This is a genomic window from Streptomyces sp. NPDC046727, assembly GCF_040645635.1.
Classification (GTDB): domain Bacteria; phylum Actinomycetota; class Actinomycetes; order Streptomycetales; family Streptomycetaceae; genus Streptomyces.
The window spans coordinates 17,313-38,625 of record NZ_JBEYYR010000050.1; the positions used below are offsets into that span (position 1 = coordinate 17,313).

A 21,313-nucleotide genomic window follows, 5' to 3' on the forward strand; every position below is an offset into this window, starting at 1 on the left:
CGTTGAAGCATCGCGAACGATACGCGATGCAGACGTGACTGATCAGCGATGGAATGGAGTGGTCGCGATGCGTACCCACGGATTCGAGCGTGGACATCGGCACGAGGGCCGCGACTGCCGTGGCATGGGCGGCTTCGAGGGCCGGCGGGCCGCTTTCGGGCCCTTCGGGCCGGGCGGCCCGGGATTCGGTCCCGGCGGACCCGGCTTCGGGCCGGGCTGGGGGCCGCGAGGACGGGGCGGACCGCGGGGGCGGGCGCGGCGCGGTGACGTACGCGCCTCGATCCTGGCCCTGCTCAAGGACCGGCCCATGCACGGCTACGAGATGATCCAGGAGATCGCCGAACGCAGCGGCGGCGCCTGGAAGCCCAGCCCCGGCTCGGTCTACCCCACCCTCCAACTGCTGGAGGACGAGGGCCTGATCGCCAGCGCGAGCGAGGGCGGCAAGAAGCTGTTCTCCCTGACCGGGAGCGGGCGCGCCGCCGCCGACGAGGGGCCGGACGCCCCCTGGGAGGAGGTCTCGCGCGGAGTCGACTGGGAGGCGCTCACCGAGATCCGCCAGGCCGGCTTCGGCCTGATGGAGGCGTTCGGGCAGGTCTGGAAGACCGGCAGCAAGGAGCAGCGCGAGAAGGCGCTGGCCGTCATCAACGACGCCCGCAAGAAGCTGTACCTCATCCTCGCCGACGAGCACTGAGTCCCGTCCGGCGGGCCGGGCGCCCCGTGCGACCTCCGCGCGGGGCGCCTTCGCGTGTGCCGGCTCAGGCCACCAGCCCGCCCAGTTTGCGCAGCGACTCGTTCAGGGCCGCCGTGGCCGAGTCCTTGAGCTTGCCCGCCATCAGCGACACCGCGGCCCCGGTGAACTCCCCGTCGATCCGGACCGTCGTGGCGTCCCCGTCGGGGGTCAGCGTGTAGCGGGTGGCCACGGTCACCGCCATCGGGCCCTTGCCGCGGATGGCGAACACCCGTGCCGGTTCCAGCTCCTCGATGGTCCAGTCGACCTCCGCCGGAAAGCCCATCAGCTTCATGTTCTCCTGGAACGTCCCGCCCACGGCCAGCGTCTCGGGGCCGCCCTGGGGGAAGGCGGTGTGGGTCGCGTTCCACTCCCCGTACGACGGCCAGTCGGTGAGCTGGGCCCACACCTTCTCGGCCGGCGCCTGGATGCGTGCCTCCGCGCTGACTTCGGCCATGCGACCACCCCTTCGGATCGGGCGTATCGGGCTACGGTGTCGCGGACCGTAGCCGCAGGGGCGCGAACATTCAATACTGATGAACCGTCAGGTCTCAGGCGCTCGGAACAGGCGCGGGGCAGGACGGCGCGCGCCCCTTGCGCGAGGTCGGCCAGATCTCCTCCGTAAGGATGAAATCCAGCCCGGCGATGTCCACTCCGCGTGGGACGCGAAAATGGTTCCCCTCGTGGATGCCCCGTCCCGTTGAGGCTGATGAGGTGGGGATGTGCAACCCCGTACAGCCCACCGGAACGCCCACGACGGAGTGGCTCCGCACCCGGACGGCGCTGCCGTGCTCGGTGCCGAGCTGGCAGCGGTGGTCGCCGGTGCCCGCCGGAGGGCCGTCCGGGACGGGGACCGGCAGGCCGACACCGCCCATCTGCTCCACGCCCTGCTGGAACACGACCCCGAGGTCCGCGCCACCGTGGGCGAGCCCCGGCGGCTCGCCCGGCTTCTCGGCTACCTCGTGCAGCGCAGCATCGGCTACGGCCTGCGCTGGCAGGGCAGTGTGGAGGACTCCGGCGCGATCCCCCGCGTGCCCGCTCCCGCCGGGCCCGACGAGCCGGCCGGAGCCGTCCAGGTCCGGGCCGCCGTCGCTTCGGGTGCCGGTCGGGACGGCGCGGCCAGGGACGCCGGCGGCTGGTCCCCCGCCGCGTCCGCCGCGCTCGCGGACGCCCGGGCACGCGCCCGGCGGCGGGGCGGGCCCGGTGTCACCGGCACCGACCTGCTCGCCGCACTCGCCGCGGACCCGCGCTCCCGTGCCGCCGAGGTCCTCGAACGCGCCGGTGTCCCGGCCCGCGAGCTGGCCGCGCGGATCGAGGCCGCTGCCGGCGAGTACGCCGAGGACGGTGAGGCGGTCCGCTGACGGCCGGCCCGTCCACCTGCTGAGACAGGGGTCAACAGGGGTGACGCTCCTGTCGGCTCCTGTCATCATGTGCCGGTGCATACGTCTGTGAGCAGTCAGGACACTCCCGGCAAGGGCGCCGGACTCGGCCTCGCGCTCGCCTCCGCGCTGGCCTTCGGCGGGTCCGGCGTGGCGGCCAAGCCGCTGATCGAGGCGGGACTCGACCCGCTGCACGTGGTGTGGCTGCGGGTGGCGGGCGCCGCCCTGGTGATGCTGCCGGTCGCGATACGGCACCGAGCCCTGCCGCGCCGCCGGCCCGCGCTGCTCGCCGGGTTCGGGCTGCTCGCCGTGGCCGGTGTCCAGGCCTGCTACTTCGCCGCGCTCTCCCGCATACCGGTCGGCGTGGCCCTGCTCATCGAGTACCTGGCGCCCGCCCTGGTGCTGGGCTGGGTGCGGTTCGTGCAGCGGCGGCCCGTCACGCGCGCCGCCGCGCTCGGTGTCGTCCTCGCGGCGGGCGGCCTCGCCTGTGTGGTGGAGGTCTGGTCCGGGCTGAGCTTCGACGCGCTGGGCCTGCTGCTCGCCCTCGGCGCGGCCTGCTGCCAGGTCGGGTACTTCGTCCTGGCCGACCAGGGCAGCGACTCGGGCGAGGCGGCGCCGGACCCGCTCGGCGTCATCGCCTACGGGCTGCTCGTCGGCGCCGCCGTGCTCACGGTCGTGGCCCGCCCCTGGACCATGGACTGGCCGGTCCTGGCGGGCTCCGCGGACCTGAACGGCACCTCCGTACCGGCCGTCGCCCTGCTCGCCTGGATCGTGCTGGTCGCCACGGTGATCGCGTACGTCACCGGCGTGCTGTCCGTGCGGCGGCTGTCGCCGCAGGTCGCCGGGGTCGTCGCCTGCCTGGAGGCGGTCATCGCGACCGTGCTGGCCTGGGTGCTGCTCGGGGAGCACCTGTCCGCGCCGCAGGTCGCCGGCGGCGCGATCGTCCTGGTCGGCGCGTTCATCGCCCAGTCCTCCGCCCCGGCCAAGGGCTCAGCGGAGCCGGTCGCCGCGGGGGGCGCGGAACGCGAGTTGTCCGCCCGCCGGACCGCCGCATAGGGTGCTCGTCATGCCGTCGAACGCACTCGTCCTTCCGCCCCCGGCCGCCTGAGGCGGGCCTCCGGGACACAAGCCCCGCGCAACCGCGCCGGGCTGGACGGTGCTGCCCGCAGATGAAGTCCGCGCGCCCCGCCGAAGCGGGACGCCTTCGAACTTCCGCACCTCATGAGTGCGCTTCTGCGGAGAATCTCTCTTGTCGAACGCTGCTTCTGGCCTGCCCGTCGGGCGTGGCCTGCTCTATCTGATCATCACCGGTGCCGCCTGGGGCACCGCGGGCGCCGCCGCCTCGCTGGTCTACCGGACCAGTGACCTGGGCGCCTTCGCCCTCTCCTTCTGGCGCTGCGCGCTGGGGCTCCTCCTGCTGCTCGCCGGCCGCGGGCTGCGCCCGCGCGTCCGCCCGGCCACGGCCTCCCGGCCCCTGCGCCGCACGGTCGCGCGGGCCCTGGCCACCGGACTCGGTCTCGCCGTGTTCCAGACGGCGTACTTCGCGGCGGTGGCGTCGACCGGGCTGGCCGTGGCCACCGTCGTGACCCTCGGCGCGGGCCCCGTGCTCATCGCGCTCGGCGCCCGGCTGCTGCTCGGCGAGCGGCTCGGCGCCGGCGGTGTCGCGGCGGTCGCCGGCGCGCTCGCCGGACTGGCCGTGCTCACCTTCGGCGGCTCGGCCGCGACCGTCCGTCCGGCCGGGGTGCTGCTGGCCCTGGTCTCGGCGGCGGGCTACGGGGTCATGACCCTGCTCACCCGCTGGTGGGGGAGGGACGGCGGTGCCGACGCCGGCGACACCACGGTGGGGGCGTTCGCGGTGACCAGCCTGTGCCTGCTGCCGTTCGCGGTGCACGAGGGGCTGGTCCCGCACACCGCCCACCCGGCCCCGCTGCTGTGGCTGCTGTTCTACATCGCCGCCGTGCCCACGGCCCTCGCGTACGCGTTCTACTTCGCGGGTGCCGCCGTCGTGCGGTCCGCCACCGTTTCCGTGATCATGCTGCTGGAGCCGGTGACCGCGGCCGTGCTCGCCGTCCTCCTGCTCGGCGAGCGGCTCACGGCGACCACGGCGGCCGGCACCCTGCTGATGCTCGGTGCCGTGGCGGGTCTCGCCGTGAGCGAGGCCCGCGGGGGCGGACGCCGGCCGGAGCCCGCCCCCGCGTGACTCGGGGCTACAGCGCCGCCAGGTAGTCCGGCAGCTCGATGCCGGGCGTCAGGTCGGCGTTGGGGACCGGGGCGTCGTAGCCCTTGCGGAGCGGGACGACCCCGGCCCAGTACGGCAGGGCGAGGTCGGCCGGCTCGTCGTGGGCGCCGCCGGTGCGGACCTTGGCCGAGACCTCCTCCAGGTCCAGGCGGATCACCGCGGTGGCGGCCAGCTCCTTCTTGTTCGCGGGCCGGGAGTCGGCGGCCCGGCCCGGCACGACATGGTCGACCAGCGCGTCCAGGGCCAGCCGCCGCTCCTCGGGGTCGGTGACCTCGTGCGCGATGCCGTGCACCACGACCGAGCGGTAGTTGATCGAGTGGTGGAAGGCGGAGCGCGCGAGCACCAGCCCGTCGACGTGGGTCACCGTCAGGCACACCGCCAGACCGGGGTCGGGCTCGCCGGCCATCCGCAGCGGCCGGGAACCGGTCGAGCCGTGCACATAGAGCCGCTCGCCGACCCGGCCGTACAGCGTCGGCAGCACCACCGGGGCGCCGTCCCGGACGAAGCCGAGGTGGCAGACGTACCCCTCGTCCAATATCGCGTGCACCTGCTCCTTGTCGTACGACGCGCGGTCCGCGGAGCGCGTGGGCACGGTTCGGTCGGTCGGCGTGTAGGCGGCGGCCTGCGTTTCCTCGGTGGTGCCCGGCATGTCGGAGCCCTCCCTGGCGGTTCGTTTGCGAGATGGTTTTGCACTAGTGCATAATGTGCTTTGTGCTAGGAGAATATCGGATCACGGGGAGCGGTGCAGCCGAGATCGCGGCCGGTGTGGAGCAGGCGGTCGGCTCCGGTGAGCTGGAGCCGGGTCAACCCCTGCCGCCCATGCGGGAGTTGGCGGCCCAGCTCGGGGTGAACCCGAACACGGTCGCCGCCGCCTACCGCATCCTGCGCGAACGCGGGGTGATCGAGACGGCCGGCCGCCGCGGCAGCCGTGTCCGCCCCAAGCCGGCCACCACCGGCCGCGAGCATCTGCGTGTGGAGGTGCCGCCCGGCGGCCGTGACCTCTCCTCGGGCAACCCCGACCCGGCCCTGCTGCCCCCGCTGGCCCCGGCCCTCGCCGCGGCGGCCGAGCGGGGTGATCGCCGGCCCGTCCTCTACGGCGACGACCCCGTGGACGCGGACCTCGCCCGCGTCGCCCGCGCCGAACTCGACGCCGACGGCGTCCCCGCGGGCCCGCTGACCGTGACCTCCGGCTCCCTCGACGCCATCGAGCGCGTCCTCACCGCGCACCTCAGGCCCGGCGACACGGTCGCCGTCGAGGACCCCGGCTGGGGAAGCGCCCTCGACCTCATCCCCGCCCTGGGTCTGCACGTGGCCCCGGTCGGCGTGGACGACGACGGGCCGCGCGCGGACGACCTGCGCCGCGCCCTGGAGTCAGGGGCCCGCGCCCTGATCGTCACCGACCGGGCCCAGAACCCGACCGGCGCCTCGGTGACCGCCACGCGCGCGCGTGCCCTGCGCGCGGTGCTGCGGGACCACCCGGGGACCCTGCTCATCGAGGACGACCACGGTCACGGCATCGTCGATCTGCCGCTGCACCCCCTCGCGGGCGTCACCCGGCACTGGGCCTTCGTCCGCTCCGCCGCCAAGGCCTACGGCCCCGACCTGCGCCTCGCCATCCTCGTCGGCGACCCTGTCACGGTCGACCGGGTCTGTGGCCGCCAGCGCCTGGGGCCCGGCTGGGTGAGCCTGCTCCTGCAGCGGACCGTGGCGCACCTGTGGACGTCCGGCGCGGTGGACCGGTCGGCGGTGGCACGGGCGTACGGCGCCCGCCGGGACGCGCTGGTGGACGCGCTGGCGGAACGCGGGGTCACCGCCCACGGCCGCAGCGGCATGAACGTCTGGGTCCCGGTCCCCGACGAGACCGGTGCGGTGGCCCGCCTGCTGCAGAGAGGCTGGGCCCCGGCCCCGGGCGCCCGGTTCCGCCTCGCCTCCCGGCAGGCGGTCCGGATCACGGTCTCACCGCTCACGGAGGAGGACATCACTCCGCTGGCCGACGCGGTGGCTGCGGCGGTACGACCGTCTCCGGCCCGCGTCTATGGCTGACGGCGGCTGAGAAAGGGGCGCGGGGAACTGCGCGACAAGCCACAACGGACCCGCACCCGCGTACGCACCCTCGCACCCCACCCCCTCAGGCGTTCTTTCCCCGCATCTGAGTAAGCGCGGCCCCCGCCAGCACGATCACCGCCCCCACCGGTGTGTTCCACCGCAGCGACTCCCCGAGGATCGCCACCCCCGCGGCCGTGGCGATGACCGGGATGAAGTACGTGACCATCTGGGCGGTGGTGGGGCCGACCTCGGCGACCAGCCCGTACTGGATCAGCACCGCGAGCCCCGTCCCCAGCGCCCCCAGCGCGGCGACGGCCAGCAGCGGAACGAACGAGAAGTGCTCCGGCACGCCGGTGAACAGCGGGGTGACGACGGCCAGCTGCACCGTCGCCAGCAGCAGCTGCCCTCCCGTCATGGACAGATGGGAGTTGCCCGTGCCCGCCAGCGTCCGCCGGACGTAGATCCACCCCACCGGGTAGCTCAGCGAGGCCAGCAGCGCCATCGCCGTACCCGTGGCGTCCAGCCCGTGGAAGCCCTGCCAGGCTCCCAGGACGGTCAGCACGCCGAGGAAGCCGAGCCCGAGGCCGGCGACCCGGACCCGGGTGGGCCGGTCCTCGGACAGTGCGACCACGGAGAGGAGCATGCCCCAGAGGGGCGAGGTGGCGTTGCAGATGCCGGCCAGCGTCGACGGGATCGTCAGCTCGGAGTAGGCGAAGAGGGAGAACGGCAGGGCGTTCAGCAGGAACGCGGCGACCGCCATGTGCCCCCACAGCCGGGCTCCGCGCGGCAGCCGCTCCCGCTTCACGGCCATCGCCGCCACCAGGACCGCCGTACCGAACACCAGCCGTCCGAGGGTGACCTGGAACGGCGCGTACCCCTCGGTCCCCACCTTGATCAACAGGAAGCTGAAGCCCCAGATCAGGGAGAGGGCGCCGAAGCGGAGCCGCCAGTCGAGGCGGGGGCGGGCGCCGGCGGTGGTGGAGGAGGGGGACTGGGTTCGGGAGGTGGTCGCGACCGTGCTCATGGTCTCCACGATGCTGGAGGCAACCTCGTAGCACAATCGAGATTTCTCACCTGGTACCTCTTAGAATCGCTTACATGTTGAACCTGGAGCGCCTGCGCACCCTGGACGCCCTCGCCCGGCACGGCTCGGTCAGTGCCGCCGCCGACGCGCTGCACGTCACCACGTCCGCCGTCTCGCAGCAGCTGGGCAAGCTGGAGCGGGAGATCGGTCAGCAGCTCCTCGCCAAGAACGGCCGGGGCGTACGGCTCACCGACGCCGGCCGGCTGCTGTCGGAGCACGCGGCGCGCATCCTGTCGCAGGTCGAGCTGGCCGAGTCCGACCTGGAGGCGCACCGCGGCCAGGTCGTCGGCGAACTGCGGCTGTCGGCGTTCCCGACCGCCGCCCGCGGCCTCTTCCCCGCCGCGCTCGGAGCGCTGCGCACCCAGCACCCGGGGCTGCGCGTGCGCTCCAGCGAGCTGGAGCCGGAGCAGGGCATCGCCGGGGTCGTCCGCGGTGACCTCGACCTCGCCGTGGTCCTGGACTGGTACAACAAGCCGATGCCCGTGCCCGACGGCCTGGTCAAGGCGCCCCTGCTGGACGACCCGGCCGATGTCGCGATGCCCGTCGGGCACCCGCTGGCGCACCGCGACGAGGTCGATCTCACCGAGTTCGCCGAGGACGAGTGGATCACCTGGGGCGAGGGCGAGTTCTGCCACGAGTGGCTGATGTTCACCCTGCGGTCCAAGGGCGTCGAGCCGATCGTCGGCCACCGCGCGGGCGAGACCCACACCCAGCTCGGGCTCGTCGCGGCCGGGCTGGGCGTGTGCATCGCACCGCTGCTGGGCCGGCACCCGGTGCCGGAGGGCGTGGTCCTGGTGCCGCTCCGGCAGCGCGTCCGCCGGCATGTGTACGTGGTCTGGCGGGCGGACGCCGACCGCCGGCCCTCCATCCGCGCGGCGGTGGAATCCCTGCGCGCGGCGGCACGGCAGCCGGACTGACCCCCTACACCCCGCCCAGCTTCCGGAAGTCCCAGGACACGATCTTCTCCGGCGTCAGCCGGGCCCAGGCGTGCCGGCCGTCGTGCGGCATCTCGTCCAGGCCGAAGTTCTTCCGCGCGAACAGCGTCTCGGCCGTGTCGAGTTCGGCGCGCAGCTCACCGCGGCGCGGTATCTCGCCCACGAACTCCACCCGGCCGGACAGCTCCGCCCCGCGCAGCTGGTCGTACTCCTCCCCGGAGTCGACCACCACGGCCACCCGTGGATCGCGGCGCAGCTGGGCCCAGCGCCGGCTGCGCACCACCGAGTACAGCCACAGCGAGGTGCCGTCCCAGGCGAACCACAGCGCGCTCACATGCGGCGTGCCGTCGGCCGAGACGGTCGCGACCCGGCAGGTGCGCTGGGTGGTGAGGAACTCGTCCAGCTCGCCGGGCGTCATCATGATCTTCCGGCCCCGGCGCTGATCGGTGACGGTCATGCGGCCCCCTCTTCTCCCACGTCGTGTCAGAAAACTATGGTGATCCTCTGACATCACGTCAGAAAAGAGAAGCCGTCGTCTTCAAGGGGGCGCTGCCATGCCGTCGTACGAGCGACTCGACGACCTCCTCGATCCCGTCAGCACCGTCCTGCTCACCGTGGAGTGCCAACAGGGCGTCGTCGGCCCGGACAGCGCCCTGCCCGAACTCGCCCGCGCGGCGCGCTCCTCCGGCGCCCTGCACAATGTGGCCCGGCTGGTCGCCGCCGCCCACGAGACCGGCGTGCAGGTGATCCACGCGATCGCCGAACGCCGCCCCGACGGCCGCGGCGCGAGCCGCAACGCCCGCCTGTTCCGGGCCGCCGAGCGGCTTCCCGTGCGGCAGCTGAGCGGCAGCACGGCGGTCCGGGTCGCGCCCCCGATCGAGGTCGCCGAGGAGGACATCGTCGTACGGCGGCTGCACGGGCTGTCCCCGATCCACGGCACCGAGGTCGACGCCCTGCTGCGCAACCTCGGCTGCCGCACGCTGGTCGTCACCGGGGTCTCGGCCAACGTGGCCATACCCAACGCGGTGTTCGACGCCGTGAACCTCGGCTACACCGCCGTCGTCCCGGCCGACGCCGTCGCGGGGGTGCCCGCCGACTACACCCCCGCGATGATCCGCAACACCCTCGCGCTGGTCGCCACGGTCGCGACCACCGACGAGGTGCTCGGCAGCCTCAAGCGGGCGCACGGACGGCGCTGAGCCGGCTCAGGCCAGCGTGATCTCGTCACCGGAGACCGTGATCTTCGCCGCGGCCAGCGGCTGCGTCGCGGGCCCCTTCTTCACGCTGCCGTCCTCCGCGGAGAACTGGCTGTTGTGGCACGGGCAGACGATCACGCCGTCCGCCACGCTGCCCACCGCACAGCCCTGGTGGGTGCACTTGGACGAGAACGCCTTGTAGGTGCCCGCCGACGGCTGGGTGACCACGACACCCTGATCCTTGAAGATCTTGCCGCCGCCCTCGGGGATGTCCGAGGTCTTGGCGAGCGCGGAGCCGCCGGACCCGGATCCGGTGGTGACGGTCTCGGAGGAGTCGTCGCCCGAACCGCAGGCGGTCAGCGCGGCGGCGAGCCCCGCCGCGCCGGCCGCCGCCATGACGGTACGGCGGGCCGGTCCCGCTGCGGGCTGGAGCGATGCGCTGGTCATGTGAGGCTTCCCTTCCGCGGAGCTTCTCGTCATCCGTCATGGGGTACGGCCCCCGGGCGGCGGCCGTTCAGACGGGCACCCAGATCCTCGCCGCCCGATGATGAGCGGGCCGTAAGCCGACGCTGTCGGTCAGCTGTCGGCCGGACGCCGGGCCGTACCCCAGTAACCTGGGGCGATGCTCAAGGAAGTCACCGCGACCCGCTACATCACGCCCCTGCGTGAGGGGGGCTCGCTGCCGGGGCTCGTCGAGGCAGACGACTTCGGGACCTACGTCATGAAGTTCACCGGCGCCGGACAGGGCCGCAAGACCCTGGTCGCCGAGGTGGTGTGCGGCGAACTCGCCCGGCGCCTCGGATTCCGCATGCCCCGGCTGGTCACCGTCCAGCTGGACCCGGTCCTCGGGCTCGGCGAGCCCGAGCAGCAGGTGCAGGACCTGCTCCGGGCCAGCGGCGGCACCAACCTCGGCATGGACTTCCTGTCCGGTGCGCTCGGCTACGACCCGCTCGCCTTCGCGGTGAGCCCCGAGGAGGCCGGCCGGATCGTCTGGTTCGACGCGCTGATCAACAACGTCGACCGCTCCTGGCGCAACCCCAACCTGCTGGTCCACCAGGGCGAGCTGTGGCTCATCGACCACGGCGCCACGATGATCTGGCACCACAACTGGCCCGCCGTCGAGGCCTCCGCGGCCCGCCCCTACGACGCCTCCGACCACGCCCTTGCCCGTTTCGCCCCGGATGTCGTGGCCGCCGCGGCCGAGCTGGCACCCCGGGTCACCGAGGACCTGCTCGCCGAGGTCACCGCCGAGATCCCGGACGCCTGGCTCGCCGACGAGCCCGGCTTCGACACCCCGGACGACCTGCGCCGGGCCTACGCGCGGCCCCTGCTCGCGCGGGCGGCCGTCATCGCCGGGCGGATCACCGGCATCGGCTCCGGACAGGAGGAGGGCAAGTGAGCGAGCGTCACATCCACATGGCCGGCCATGTGACCGAGCGGCACATCACCCGGGCGGGCCAGGGCGGCGACCGGGACGTGTTCGAGTACGCGCTGCTGCGGGTCGTACCGCGGGTGGAGCGCGGCGAGTGCATCAACGCGGGCGTGGTGGTGTACTGCCGCGCCCAGGCGTACGTCGGTGCCCGTACCCATCTGGACGAGGCGCGGCTGCTCGCGCTGGACCCGGCCGCCGACGTCGCCGGGGTGCGCGCCGCGCTCCGGGCGATCGAGCGGCACTGCGCGGGCGGCGAGGAGGCCGGGCAGGCGGCCGGCGACGACGCGGGGCGCCGCTACCGCTGGCTGATCGCGCCCCGCTCCACCGTGGTCCAGCCCGGTCCCGTGCACACCGGCCTGACGGCCGACCCGGCCGCCGAGACGGAGCGGTTGCTGGACCTCCTGGTGAGGTAATGGATCACACCGGCCGAATGTGCCGTTGACACCGGGTGCCAGGGCTTCTAGCGTCACGGGTGCTGAAGGTACTAAGCGGTCGCTCACCGCATGAGGGGTCCTCTCCGAGGGCCCTACAGGTTCTCTCAAGGGCGAGGAGAAGCAGCAATGTCCACCACTGAACAGCGGGTCGCTGTGGTCACCGGCGCGGCACGCGGCATCGGCGCCGCCACCGCCGTACGGCTGGCCGCCGAGGGCCGCGCGGTCGCCGTGATCGATCTGGACGAGGCCGCCTGCAAGGACACCGTCGAGAAGATCACCGCGGCCGGCGGCAAGGCCATCGCGGTCGGCGCGGACGTCTCCGACGAGGCGCAGGTCGAGGCGGCCGTCGCCCGGATCGTCGAGGAGCTGGGCGCCCCGACGATCCTGGTGAACAACGCGGGCGTGCTGCGCGACAACCTGCTGTTCAAGATGAGCGTCTCCGACTGGGACACCGTCCTGAACGTGCATCTGCGCGGCTCGTTCCTGATGACCAAGGCCGTCCAGAAGCACATGGTCGACGCGGGCTTCGGCCGGGTCGTCAACCTCTCCTCCTCCTCGGCCCTCGGCAACCGCGGCCAGGCCAACTACTCGGCCGCCAAGGCCGGTCTGCAGGGCTTCACCAAGACCCTCGCCATCGAGCTGGGCAAGTTCGGCATCACCGCCAACGCCGTCGCCCCCGGCTTCATCGCCACCGAGATGACCAAGGCCACCGCCGACCGCGTCGGCATGGGCTTCGACGACTTCAAGAAGGCCGCCGCCACCCAGATCCCGGTGCAGCGCGTCGGCGAGCCGGAGGACATCGCCAACGCCATCGCCTTCTTCACCGGCGAGGCGGCCGGCTTCGTCTCCGGCCAGGTGCTGTACGTCGCCGGCGGACCGCTCGACTAGGACGCAGAGGTAGCACGGACATGACTGAACTCCCGGAGCTCTCCGGCAAGGTCGCGATCGTCACCGGCGCGAGCCGGGGCATCGGCTACGGCGTCGTCGAGGCGCTCGTCGCGCGCGGCGACCGCGTGTGCATCACCGGCCGCAACGAGGACGCCCTCAAGGAGGCCGTCGAGCAGCTCGGCGCCGAGCGGGTCATCGGCGTCGCCGGCAAGGCCCACGACCTGGAGCACCAGACCGAGGTCGTCGAGCGCACCATGGAGGCCTTCGGCCGGGTCGACTTCCTGGTCAACAACGCGGGCACCAACCCGGTCTTCGGCCCGATCGCGGACCTCGACCTGGGCGTCGCCCGCAAGGTCTTCGAGACCAACGTGATCTCCGCGCTCGGCTTCGCCCAGAAGACCTGGCACGCCTGGCAGAAGGACAACGGCGGCGCGATCGTCAACATCGCCTCGGTCGCCGGCCTCGCGCCCTCGCCGTTCATCGGCGCCTACGGCGTCAGCAAGGCCGCGATGATCAACCTGACCCAGCAGCTGGCGCACGAGTTCGCGCCGAAGGTACGGGTCAACGCGATCGCCCCGGCCGTGATCAAGACGAAGTTCGCGCAGGCCCTGTACGAGGGCCGGGAGGAGGAGGCGGCAGCCGCCTACCCGCTCGGCCGGCTCGGCGTGCCCTCCGACATCGGCGGGGCGGCCGCCTTCCTCACCTCCGAGCAGTCCGACTGGATCACCGGTCAGACGCTCGTCGTGGACGGCGGGATCTTCCTCAACGCCGGCGTCCACTGACGCCGGGCATCTTGTTCCGGGCGCCGATTTTCGGACGGATCGGCGCCCGGAACGCCGTACGGGATCCGCACATCGGAATGACAACGTCGTCACAGCTCAGTCGATCAAGAAGGGCGGTTCCGGGGCAGGTTCAGAGGACCGAACGCTGCGGTATGGTCTGCCGACCCTTGGTACGGCAGATCGAGGAGCGTGCGCGTGTTCAACCGGAACCGATTCATGCGGAGAGTCGCGGCCGTCGCGTCCCTGTCGCTGGTGGCCGGATGCAGTCTGCTGTCCGACGGCGACCCCGACAGTCAGGGGCCGATCGTCGTGGGGACCACCAGCGTCCCCAGCACGCTCGACCCGGCCGGCGCCTGGGACGGCTCCTGGGAGCTGTACCGGAACATCTTCCAGACGCTCCTCGCCTACCCGAACGGCGCCACCGCCCCCCAGCCCGACGCCGCCGAGAGCTGCGCCTTCACCGACTCCACGAGCCGCACCTACCGCTGCAAGCTGCGCGACGGCCTGAAGTTCGCCGACGGCGACCCGCTGACCGCCAAGGCCGTGCGGCACTCGATCGAGCGCATCCGCGCCATCGACGCCCCCGGCGGCCCCGCCGGGCTGCTCGGCAGCCTGGACCGCGTCGAGACCTCCGGCGACCGTGAGATCGTCTTCCACCTCAACCAGCCCGACGCCACCTTCCCGTTCGTGCTGGCCACCCCCGCCATGTCGATCGTCGACCCGGACGACTACCCCGCCGACTCGCTGCGCAAGGACACCTCGGTCCACGGCTCCGGGCCGTACGAGCTGAAGTCCTACGAGGACGACACCGAGGCCGTCCTGGTCCGCAACGACCACTACGAGGGCTTCGCCAAGCGGCAGAACGACGCGGTGACCATCCGCTACTTCAAGGACTCCGCCGGCATGGTCAAGGCGCTGCGGGACAAGCAGATCGACGTCACCTACCGAGGGCTCGCCGCCGACGACATCCTCGCCCTGCAGCAGCACGACAACGAGGACCTGCAACTCGTCGACGGCGCCGGCACCGACATCAGCTACCTGGTGTTCAATCCCAAGGACCCCTGGGCCAAGCAACCCGCCGTGCGCAAGGCCATCGCCCAGATCGTGGACCGCGGCGCGATCGCGCACAAGGTCTACAAGGACACCGTCGACCCGCTGTACTCGATGGTCCCCAAGGGCCTCACCGGCCACAAGACGCCGTTCTTCGACGACTACGGCGACCCGAGCGTCTCCAAGGCCCGCAAGATCCTCTCCGACGCCGGCATCACCCAGCCCGTCCCGCTCACCCTCTGGTACACCACCGACCGCTACGGCTCCGAGACGGCTCTGATGTTCCAGGAGCTGAAGCGGCAGCTGGACGGCTCCGGCCTGTTCACCATCACCCTCAAGAGCCGCCCCTGGAAGAGCTATGTGGTCGGCTACCAGAAGGGCGAGTACCCGGTGTTCGGGCGCGGCTGGTTCCCTGACTTCCCCGACGCGGACAACTTCATCGCCCCGTTCGTCGGCGAGCACAACGCCCTCGGCACGCCCTACCCGTCCAAGGAGATCACCGACCGGCTGCTGCCCCACTCGCGCGCGGAGAGCGACCGCGCCCGGACCGTCAAGGACGTGCAGGCCGCCCAGCAGATCATGGTCGACGACACCCGGCTGATCCCGCTGTGGCAGGGCCGGCAGTTCGTGGCGGCCAGCGACGACATATCCGGCGGCGAGCAGGCCCTGGACCCGTCGACGATCATGATGATGTGGACACTGCACCGCAAGACCAGCTGGTGAGCCCGGCTGTCGGGCTCGGCGAACGGCCTCGCGGCACCGGTTGTCAGTGGTCGCCTGTAGGTTCTGAATCCTGCAAGTGACCGCACGACCGTAGTTGATCGACACCGTGAGGACGTTGACGTGACCGACATCGCCATGCTGCCCGAGTCCTGGCGCGGGGTTCTGGGCGACGAGCTGCAGCAGCCCTACTTCAAGGAGCTGACCGAGTTCGTCGAGGAGGAGCGGGCGAAGGGTCCCGTCTACCCGCCGCGCGAGGAGGTCTTCGCCGCGCTGGACGCCACGCCGTACGAGCGGGTGAAGGTCCTCGTCCTGGGCCAGGACCCGTACCACGGCGAGGGCCAGGGCCACGGCCTGTGCTTCTCGGTCCGCCCCGGTGTGAAGACCCCGCCCTCCCTCCGGAACATCTACAAGGAGATGCAGGAGGAGCTGGGCCTGCCCGTCCCGGACAACGGCTATCTGATGCCGTGGGCCCAGCAGGGCGTGCTGCTGCTCAACGCGGTCCTCACGGTCCGGGCCGGCGAGGCCAACTCGCACAAGGGCAAGGGCTGGGAGAAGTTCACCGACGCGGTGATCCGCGCGGTGGCCTCCCGCCCCGACCCGGCGGTCTTCGTCCTGTGGGGCAACTACGCGCAGAAGAAGCTCCCGCTGATCGACGAGACCCGGCACGTGGTGGTCAAGGGGGCGCACCCCTCGCCGCTGTCCGCGAAGAAGTTCTTCGGCTCCCGCCCGTTCACCCAGATCAACGAGGCGATCGCCCGGCAGGGCCACGAGCCGGTCGACTGGCGGATCCCGAACCTGGGCTGACGGGCCGGCGGCGGTGCAGTTCCCCGGGGGGCGCGGGGCCGTATCGACATGCGGCTCCGCCTGACCGGGAATCCTCACGGCGCCGGTTAGCGTCGGGACCGAACTATTGCCAACGGCCCGGAGGGCACCCGTGGCGGAGCGACAGGAGCAGGCGGCGCCGGACGCCGTGCTGACGCGGATCGGGCAGGTCGTGATGCTGCACCACGGCGGCGACCGCGAGGAGGCCCGCAGCCGCTTCCTGGACCTGTGGGCCGAGATCGGCGAGGACGGCGACCCTCTGCACCGCTGCACCCTCGCCCACTACCTGGCCGACACCCAGGACGACCCGGCGGACGAACTCGCCTGGGACCTGCGGGCATTGTCGGCCGCCGAGGAGCTGGCCGACGGCCGCACGGGCGGGGACCCGTCCAGCGTCCAGGGCTTCTTCCCCTCCCTGCACCTCAACCTGGCCGCCGACTACGTCAAGCTGGGCCGCGCCGAGGACGCCCGCAGCCATCTGCGCCGGGCCCGCGGCGCCGCGGACTCACTGGCCCACGACGGCTACGGCGAGGGCGTCCGGTCCGCGATCAGCCGCCTGGCGCTGCGGCTGGGGGAGGACGGCACCCCGGGCGGCGGCTGGGGACCGCCCCGCCAGCGGCCCAGCTAGCCGTCGCAGGGGCGGTCCGGCGGGTCCGCAGGTGCGGTCCGTTCAATGCCCGTACGTCTGCTCGCAGATCCTCGCCTCGGGGCTGTCCTTGCGCCAGCCGCCGTACGTCTTGCCCAAGGCACAGATTTCGGAGGAGACGGGCACCGACGGGACCGGGACCGGTACGTCGAGGCGCGGGCTCCGTGGGTGGTCCGGGTGCGGGCGGGGACTCGGGGGCCCGGGCGGCGCCGGCGGGCGGTGTGTGACCTCGGGCGCGGCCGGGGCCCGGTGCCGGGCGGGCGGCCGGGAGCGCTCCGGGTGGCGGGACGGGCCGGCCATCTCCAGTGCCTCGACGGCCGGCGCCTGCACCACCCGTGGCTGCGCGCTGCCGTCCGGCCGGGGCGCCGTCGGCTGCGAGGGCGCGGTGTCCGGCGGCGGCCCGGGGGTCGCCGGGTTCCGCACCGTCACACAGCCGGTGAGGGCCGAGACGGCCACGGTGACCAGAAGCGCTGCGGTGGTCGTCGTTCGATGCACCCGCGCAACTCTGCTGGGTCGGCACCCGTCTTGCCACCAGGGCGCCGAGTCGAATACCCCCGCACGGGTGATCGCATGCCCCGTGCGGAGGGATCCGCGGTACGCAAGCTGACGTCAGCGTCCCAGCAGGCCCCGGAGCAGTTCCCCGAGTCCGGTGCGGATCTCCGCCAGGTCCGGTGTCCGGCTGCTGAAGGAACCGGCCGCGCAGGAGAACATCAGCCCGTCCGCCCAGGCGACCAGGGACAGCACATGGCGGTCCGGGTCCGCCGATCCCACGGCGGTGAGCATCGCGGTCAGCTGGTCCTTGAAGACGGCGCCGGTCCGGTCGTAGAAGGCGCGCAGTTCGGGGCGGCGGGTGGCCTCCAGGGCCAGTTCGTACCGGGCGATCAGCAGTTCGCGGTTCCGGGTCAGCGAGCGGTGCACCGCGAGGGCCAGGCCCTCGGTCAGCGCGTCGAGTCCGCCGCTCGGGTCCGGCATCTCCGCCAGTGCCAGCACCCGTGCCTCCCGCTCCGCGTGCCGCCGTACCGCGAGTTCCAGCAGGGCCTGCCGGGTGCGCGCCACGTTCGACGTCGAGCCCGGCGGCAGTCCGGCCGCCTCGTCCACCGCCCGGTGCGTCAGCCCGCGCATGCCGCGCTCGGCGAGCAGGGCGAGGGCGGCGTCGGCGACGAGATCGGCACGGGAGGGGCTCGGGGGGCTCGGGGAACCGGGAGAACCGGGGGTTTCTACGGACATGAGCCGACCCTACCCAGCTCACTACGGCTGTAGTAGAGTCGCATGCACTACAGGTGTAGTCGCGAGGAGGGGTCATGGCACAGCCGACGCGTGTGATCGTCATCGGCGGCGGAATCGGAGGGCTGGCCGCGGCGGCGGCCCTGCACCAGAAGGGCTGGGCCGTCACCGTGCTGGAGCGCGCCCCCTCGCTGGAGCCGGTCGGCGCCGCCATCTCCCTCGCCCCGAACGCCCTGCGCGCCCTGGACGTCCTCGGCATCGGTGACGAGATCCGCGACCTGGCCGCCTGGCAGGGGGACGGCGGGTTGCGGACCCCGGGCGGGCGCTGGCTGTCCCGCTCCGATGCCGGGGCCGCCGCCGCCCGCTTCGGCGGCCCCCTGGTGCTGCTGCCCCGGGCCGTCCTCGTCGACCGGCTGGCCGCCCTGCTCCCGCCCGGCGCCGTCCGCACCGCGGCCCCCGCGTCCCTCGCCGACCCCGGCGAGGGAGCCCGGCCCGCCCGGGTGACCACCGGCGGGGAGGAGCTGGAGGCCGAGCTCGTCGTCGGCTCGGACGGCATCAACTCCAGGGTCCGCACCGCCCTGTTCCCCGGCCACCCCGGACCCGCGTACGCGGGATTCACCACCTGGCGGGTGCTGATCCCGGTGCCCGGCACGGAGTTCGCCTCGCACGAGACGTGGGGCCGCGGCCACATCTGGGGCACCCACCCCCTCAAGGACGGCCGGGTCTACGCCTACGCGGCGGCCGTGGTCCCGGCGGGGGAGCGCGCCCCGGACGACGAGAAGGCCGAACTCCTGCGCCGCTACGGCGACTGGCACGACCCCGTCCCCGCCGTGCTCGCCGCCGCCCGCCCCGAGGACGTGCTCCGGAACGACGTCCACCACCTCGCCCGGCCCCTGCCGGCCTACCACTCGGGCCGGACCGTCCTCCTCGGCGACGCCGCGCACGCCATGCCCCCCACCCTCGGCCAGGGCGGCAACCAGGCCGTCGAGGACGCGGTCGTCCTCGCCCACCACCGTGCGGATCCGGCCGCGTACACCGCCGCCCGCCTCCCGCGGACAACGGCGATCGCCCGCCAGGCCGTCCGGGTCGCCCACCTCAACATGGCCGGCAACCGAGCCGTCGTAGCCGTACGGAACACGGCCGTCGCGGCCCTCTCGGCGGCCGGGCCGGCGCTCTTCCTGCGCGCTTTCGACGGCATCGCCGACTGGCGGCCCCCGTATGCTTCCGGCAGGGAACACGCGGCCCAGCGGTAGAGGAGAGCACGTGAAGGTCGGCTGCATCGGACTCGGGGACATCGCACAGAAGGCGTACCTGCCGGTGCTGGGCGCCCAGCCGGGGCTCGACCTGCATCTGCAGACCCGCACGCCCGCCACCCTGGACCGGGTCGGGGACAGTCTGCGCCTGCCCCGGGAGCAGCGGCACACCACTCTGGACTCGCTGCTCGCCGTGGGCCTCGACGCGGCCTTCGTGCACGCGCCCACCGTCGTCCACCCCGAGATCGTCACCCGGCTGCTGGAAGCCGGCGTCCCGACATACGTGGACAAGCCGCTCGCCTACGAACTCGCCGACTCCGAGCGGCTGGTCGACCTCGCCGAACGGCGCGGCGTCTCGCTGTCCGTGGGCTTCAACCGCCGGTACGCCCCCGGGTACGCGCAGTGCCTGGACCACCCGCGCGAGCTGATCATCCTGCAGAAGAACCGGATCGGGCTGCCCGAGGAACCGCGGTCGATGATCCTGGACGACTTCATCCATGTCGTCGACACCCTGCGGTTCCTGGTGCCGGGCCCGGTCGACGACGTGACGGTCCGCGCCCGCGTCGAGGACGGGCTGCTGCACCACGTGGTGCTCCAGCTCGGCGGCGACGGCTTCACCGCGCTCGGCGTCATGAACCGGCTCAGCGGCTCCACCGAGGAGATCCTGGAGGTGTCCGGGCAGGACACCAAGCGCCAGGTCGTCAACCTCGCGGAGGTGATCGACCACAAGGGGCAGCCGACCGTGCGCCGGCGCGGCGACTGGGTGCCGGTGGCCCGGCAGCGCGGCATCGAGCAGGCGGTCCTCGCCTTCCTCGACGCCGTACGGGCCGGGAAGGTGCTCAGCGCCAGGGACGCGCTGGCGACCCATGAACTGTGCGAGCGGGTGGTCCGAGCGGTTCAGGAGCGCTCCGGCGCAGCCTGAGCGCCCGCGTCCCCTCGGTGACGCCCAGCGCGGCCAGCACCAGCAGCGCGCCGTGCACCGGCCAGTCGCCGTAGCGGACGTACGGCGTGACGCCGTGCGCGAGCGGTACGTCGTAGACGCGCGCGGTGCTCGCGCCGGTGCCGAGCCACGGACCGAGGCGCCGGCCGTCCGGCCCGTACACCGCCGAGACGCCCGTGAGCGTGGCGTGCACCATCGGGCGGCCGGTCTCGGCGGCGCGCAGCGCGGCCAGTGACGCGTGCTGCTCCGGCGCCCAGCTGTGCTGGAAGGACGAGGTGGACGACTGGCCGAGGAGGAGGTCCGCGCCGTCCTCGGCGAGGTTCCGGCTCATGTCGGGGAACGCGGTCTCGAAGCAGATCAGCGGGCCGACCCGCAGCCCGTGCCCGACGTTCATCACGGTCTGCTCGGTGCCGCGGTGCCGGTCCTCCCCGGCGGCCCGGCCCACCGAGGTGGCCCAGCCGAGCAGCGAACGGGCCGGTATGTACTCGCCGAAGGGGACCAGCCGCATCTTGTCGTACCGCTCACCGGTCAGGCCGTCGGGGCCGACCGGCACCGAACTCTTGTAGATCCCGGGCCGGTCGAAGCGGCGGGCGTCCACGTTCACCAGGACGTCGGCGCCGGTCTCGCGGGACAGCGCGGCCAGCCGGCGGGCCAGGTCGGGGCGGTCGTCCAGGTCGAAGCCGACGCTGGACTCGCCCCACACCACCAGGTCGACGCCCTGCCCGGCGAGCCGCCGGGTCAGCTGTTCCTCCCGGTCGAACCGGCTGTCTCCGCCGGCCACGACACCCGGCTGTACGACGGCGACCCGCACGTGTGCGTCTACGTCCGGGCGCGGTGCCCAGACCCACGCGGCCGAGGTCGCGGCGGCCGTGGCGACCAGCGAGGCCAGGGCGGGCACCCGCGACGCGCGGACCGAGAGCAGCACGGCCACCGCCACGTTGACGGCCACCACCAGGAAGCTGAGCAGCCACACCCCGCCCACCGAGGCCAGCCGCAGCGCCGGTTCCACCTGCCACTGGCTGGCCCCCAGCATGCCCCAGGGCCCGCCGAGGCCCTGCCAGGACCGGACCAGCTCCACCGCCAGCCAGGCCGACGGCAGCACCAGCAGCGCGGCGGCACTCCGGAGCGGCGACGACACCCCGCCCAGGAACCGGCGCACCAGCCGGCCCCAGGGCGCCCAGAGCAGGCCCAGCAGCGCGGCGATCAGGAAGATGAACACGTGCAGGCTCGGCAGCAGCCAGTGGTGGACGGCCACCAGGAAGCCGATGCCGCCGAACCAGCCGTCGTACCCGGCCCGCCGGGCGGTCGGTGCCGAGCGGGCCAGCAGGATCCACGGCACCAGGGCGACGTACGCGAACCACCACAGCGACGGCGCCGGGAACGTGAGCACGGGCAGGGCGCCCGCGAGGGCGGCGATGCCCGAGCGGCGCCAGGGGGAGGTCAGCCAGCGTTCGATCGTCCTCATACTGGCCCTCCCTACCCAGGCCCTGCCTCCAGTGTGCGCGCCGGAGGC

At 73.1% G+C, this 21,313-nt stretch carries 24 protein-coding genes; 16 read left to right on the plus strand and 8 right to left on the minus strand.

Annotation, left to right across the window (positions count from 1 at the left end; translation table 11 throughout):
• The first annotated feature begins 67 nt into the window (after positions 1–67).
• The gene (locus ABZ937_RS38715) at positions 68–691 is read left to right on the plus strand and encodes a PadR family transcriptional regulator (protein ID WP_361699349.1); all 624 of its coding nucleotides are present in this window, start codon (positions 68–70) and stop codon (positions 689–691) included.
• A 64-nt stretch (positions 692–755) separates the two neighbouring features.
• Here ABZ937_RS38715 and ABZ937_RS38720 read toward each other — a convergent pair whose 3' ends face one another.
• Positions 756–1,184, minus strand: coding sequence for an SRPBCC family protein (locus ABZ937_RS38720; RefSeq protein WP_361699351.1), 429 nt, complete (start codon positions 1,182–1,184; stop codon positions 756–758).
• Between the two features lie 304 nt (positions 1,185–1,488).
• On the opposite strand from ABZ937_RS38720, the gene ABZ937_RS38725 reads away from it, so the two are divergent.
• The 3 genes from ABZ937_RS38725 (at position 1,489) to ABZ937_RS38735 (ending at position 4,306) form a co-directional block, all read left to right on the plus strand.
• Positions 1,489–2,088, plus strand: coding sequence for a Clp protease N-terminal domain-containing protein (locus ABZ937_RS38725; protein ID WP_361699442.1), 600 nt, complete (start codon positions 1,489–1,491; stop codon positions 2,086–2,088).
• 69 nt (positions 2,089–2,157) lie between these two features.
• A complete protein-coding gene (locus ABZ937_RS38730; RefSeq protein ID WP_361699353.1) occupies positions 2,158–3,162 on the plus strand; it encodes an EamA family transporter in 1,005 nt (334 codons plus the stop codon).
• A 193-nt stretch (positions 3,163–3,355) separates the two neighbouring features.
• Positions 3,356–4,306 (plus strand): EamA family transporter, encoded by a 951-nt coding sequence (locus ABZ937_RS38735; RefSeq protein ID WP_361699355.1) that lies wholly within the window; start codon positions 3,356–3,358, stop codon positions 4,304–4,306.
• A gap of 7 nt (positions 4,307–4,313) precedes the next feature.
• On the opposite strand, the gene ABZ937_RS38740 is transcribed toward ABZ937_RS38735, so the two are convergent.
• Complete coding sequence (locus ABZ937_RS38740) at positions 4,314–4,994, minus strand: pyridoxamine 5'-phosphate oxidase family protein (RefSeq protein ID WP_361699357.1); 681 nt, start codon at positions 4,992–4,994, stop codon at positions 4,314–4,316.
• A gap of 62 nt (positions 4,995–5,056) precedes the next feature.
• On the opposite strand from ABZ937_RS38740, the gene ABZ937_RS38745 reads away from it, so the two are divergent.
• Positions 5,057–6,388 (plus strand): aminotransferase class I/II-fold pyridoxal phosphate-dependent enzyme, encoded by a 1,332-nt coding sequence (locus ABZ937_RS38745; protein WP_361699359.1) that lies wholly within the window; start codon positions 5,057–5,059, stop codon positions 6,386–6,388.
• An 85-nt stretch (positions 6,389–6,473) separates the two neighbouring features.
• Here ABZ937_RS38745 and ABZ937_RS38750 read toward each other — a convergent pair whose 3' ends face one another.
• The gene (locus ABZ937_RS38750) at positions 6,474–7,415 is read right to left on the minus strand and encodes a DMT family transporter (RefSeq protein ID WP_361699361.1); all 942 of its coding nucleotides are present in this window, start codon (positions 7,413–7,415) and stop codon (positions 6,474–6,476) included.
• Positions 7,416–7,489: 74 nt separating this feature from the next.
• Here ABZ937_RS38750 and ABZ937_RS38755 point away from each other — a divergent pair, with 74 nt between their 5' ends.
• Complete coding sequence (locus ABZ937_RS38755) at positions 7,490–8,392, plus strand: LysR family transcriptional regulator (protein ID WP_361699363.1); 903 nt, start codon at positions 7,490–7,492, stop codon at positions 8,390–8,392.
• A gap of 4 nt (positions 8,393–8,396) precedes the next feature.
• On the opposite strand, the gene ABZ937_RS38760 is transcribed toward ABZ937_RS38755, so the two are convergent.
• On the minus strand, positions 8,397–8,867 hold the full coding sequence (locus tag ABZ937_RS38760) for a pyridoxamine 5'-phosphate oxidase family protein (protein WP_361699365.1): 471 nt from the start codon (positions 8,865–8,867) through the stop codon (positions 8,397–8,399).
• Between the two features lie 97 nt (positions 8,868–8,964).
• Between ABZ937_RS38760 and ABZ937_RS38765 the strand changes: the two genes are divergently transcribed.
• Positions 8,965–9,609, plus strand: coding sequence for a cysteine hydrolase (locus tag ABZ937_RS38765; protein WP_361699367.1), 645 nt, complete (start codon positions 8,965–8,967; stop codon positions 9,607–9,609).
• A 6-nt stretch (positions 9,610–9,615) separates the two neighbouring features.
• Here ABZ937_RS38765 and ABZ937_RS38770 read toward each other — a convergent pair whose 3' ends face one another.
• Positions 9,616–10,053, minus strand: a complete 438-nt coding sequence (locus ABZ937_RS38770) for a Rieske (2Fe-2S) protein (RefSeq protein WP_361699369.1) — start codon at positions 10,051–10,053, stop codon at positions 9,616–9,618.
• A 175-nt stretch (positions 10,054–10,228) separates the two neighbouring features.
• Between ABZ937_RS38770 and ABZ937_RS38775 the strand changes: the two genes are divergently transcribed.
• The 7 genes from ABZ937_RS38775 (at position 10,229) to ABZ937_RS38805 (ending at position 16,365) form a co-directional block, all read left to right on the plus strand.
• Positions 10,229–11,005 (plus strand): HipA family kinase, encoded by a 777-nt coding sequence (locus ABZ937_RS38775; protein WP_361699371.1) that lies wholly within the window; start codon positions 10,229–10,231, stop codon positions 11,003–11,005.
• A complete protein-coding gene (locus tag ABZ937_RS38780) occupies positions 11,002–11,451 on the plus strand; it encodes a DUF3037 domain-containing protein (protein WP_361699373.1) in 450 nt (149 codons plus the stop codon). The genes ABZ937_RS38775 and ABZ937_RS38780 overlap by 4 nt, the downstream gene beginning before the upstream one ends.
• A gap of 147 nt (positions 11,452–11,598) precedes the next feature.
• Complete coding sequence (gene fabG, locus ABZ937_RS38785) at positions 11,599–12,360, plus strand: 3-oxoacyl-ACP reductase FabG (protein ID WP_361699375.1); 762 nt, start codon at positions 11,599–11,601, stop codon at positions 12,358–12,360.
• A 20-nt stretch (positions 12,361–12,380) separates the two neighbouring features.
• Positions 12,381–13,142: an SDR family oxidoreductase gene (locus ABZ937_RS38790; RefSeq protein WP_361699377.1), complete on the plus strand. Its 762-nt coding sequence runs from the start codon at positions 12,381–12,383 to the stop codon at positions 13,140–13,142.
• 195 nt (positions 13,143–13,337) lie between these two features.
• Positions 13,338–14,915 carry an ABC transporter substrate-binding protein gene (locus tag ABZ937_RS38795; RefSeq protein ID WP_361699379.1) on the plus strand — a complete coding sequence of 526 codons (1,578 nt, stop codon included), beginning with the start codon at positions 13,338–13,340 and terminating at the stop codon, positions 14,913–14,915.
• A 120-nt stretch (positions 14,916–15,035) separates the two neighbouring features.
• Positions 15,036–15,719 (plus strand): uracil-DNA glycosylase, encoded by a 684-nt coding sequence (gene ung, locus ABZ937_RS38800; protein WP_361699381.1) that lies wholly within the window; start codon positions 15,036–15,038, stop codon positions 15,717–15,719.
• Positions 15,720–15,849: 130 nt separating this feature from the next.
• Positions 15,850–16,365 carry a hypothetical protein gene (locus ABZ937_RS38805; protein WP_361699383.1) on the plus strand — a complete coding sequence of 172 codons (516 nt, stop codon included), beginning with the start codon at positions 15,850–15,852 and terminating at the stop codon, positions 16,363–16,365.
• Between the two features lie 42 nt (positions 16,366–16,407).
• Here the strand turns inward: ABZ937_RS38805 and ABZ937_RS38810 are convergent, their stop codons facing one another.
• On the minus strand, positions 16,408–16,878 hold the full coding sequence (locus tag ABZ937_RS38810) for a hypothetical protein (RefSeq protein WP_361699385.1): 471 nt from the start codon (positions 16,876–16,878) through the stop codon (positions 16,408–16,410).
• Between the two features lie 114 nt (positions 16,879–16,992).
• A complete protein-coding gene (locus ABZ937_RS38815; RefSeq protein WP_361699387.1) occupies positions 16,993–17,610 on the minus strand; it encodes a TetR/AcrR family transcriptional regulator in 618 nt (205 codons plus the stop codon).
• A gap of 74 nt (positions 17,611–17,684) precedes the next feature.
• Here ABZ937_RS38815 and ABZ937_RS38820 point away from each other — a divergent pair, with 74 nt between their 5' ends.
• Together ABZ937_RS38820 and ABZ937_RS38825 are read left to right on the plus strand one after the other, a co-directional pair.
• Entirely contained in the window at positions 17,685–18,860 is a 1,176-nt protein-coding gene (locus ABZ937_RS38820) for an FAD-dependent monooxygenase (protein WP_361699388.1), read from the plus strand.
• 10 nt (positions 18,861–18,870) lie between these two features.
• Positions 18,871–19,782 carry a Gfo/Idh/MocA family oxidoreductase gene (locus tag ABZ937_RS38825; protein WP_361699389.1) on the plus strand — a complete coding sequence of 304 codons (912 nt, stop codon included), beginning with the start codon at positions 18,871–18,873 and terminating at the stop codon, positions 19,780–19,782.
• On the opposite strand, the gene lnt is transcribed toward ABZ937_RS38825, so the two are convergent.
• Complete coding sequence (gene lnt / locus ABZ937_RS38830; RefSeq protein WP_361699390.1) at positions 19,700–21,265, minus strand: apolipoprotein N-acyltransferase; 1,566 nt, start codon at positions 21,263–21,265, stop codon at positions 19,700–19,702. The genes ABZ937_RS38825 and lnt overlap by 83 nt on opposite strands.
• Between the last annotated feature and the right edge of the window lie 48 nt (positions 21,266–21,313).